This is a genomic window from Microbacterium sp. GbtcB4, assembly GCF_019091465.1.
Classification (GTDB): domain Bacteria; phylum Actinomycetota; class Actinomycetes; order Actinomycetales; family Microbacteriaceae; genus Microbacterium; species Microbacterium paraoxydans.
Map to the genome: position 1 here is coordinate 1 of NZ_JAGXJJ010000504.1, position 239 is coordinate 239.

Annotated in this window: 1 protein-coding gene; it reads right to left on the reverse strand. The window is 72.4% G+C overall.

All coding sequences use genetic code 11. From position 1 onward, the window contains the following. On the reverse strand, nt 1–158 hold a 158-nt coding region (locus KVS71_RS18620), incomplete at its 3' end, for a MerR family DNA-binding transcriptional regulator (RefSeq protein ID WP_217585278.1). Between the last annotated feature and the right edge of the window lie 81 nt (nt 159–239).

Sequence of the window (239 nt, forward strand, 5' to 3'; positions counted from 1 at the left end):
CCCCCGTCCTCGCCCTCGCCGACCAGACCCCGCCCCGGCGGGAGGCGGGGCGGCCGGAGCAGTCCGACGGTCACCCAGTGCCGCAGCACGTTCGGCGGCAGGTCGAACCGCGCGGCGACCTCGCCGACGGCCCAGGGGTGCGGGTCGCTTGATTTCATGTAGACAGGAAGTCACAGTCTGTTGCCGCACGCAAGAGGCGAGAAGGGGACCCCCCTGAATAACGCGGGCGGGACGGGAGC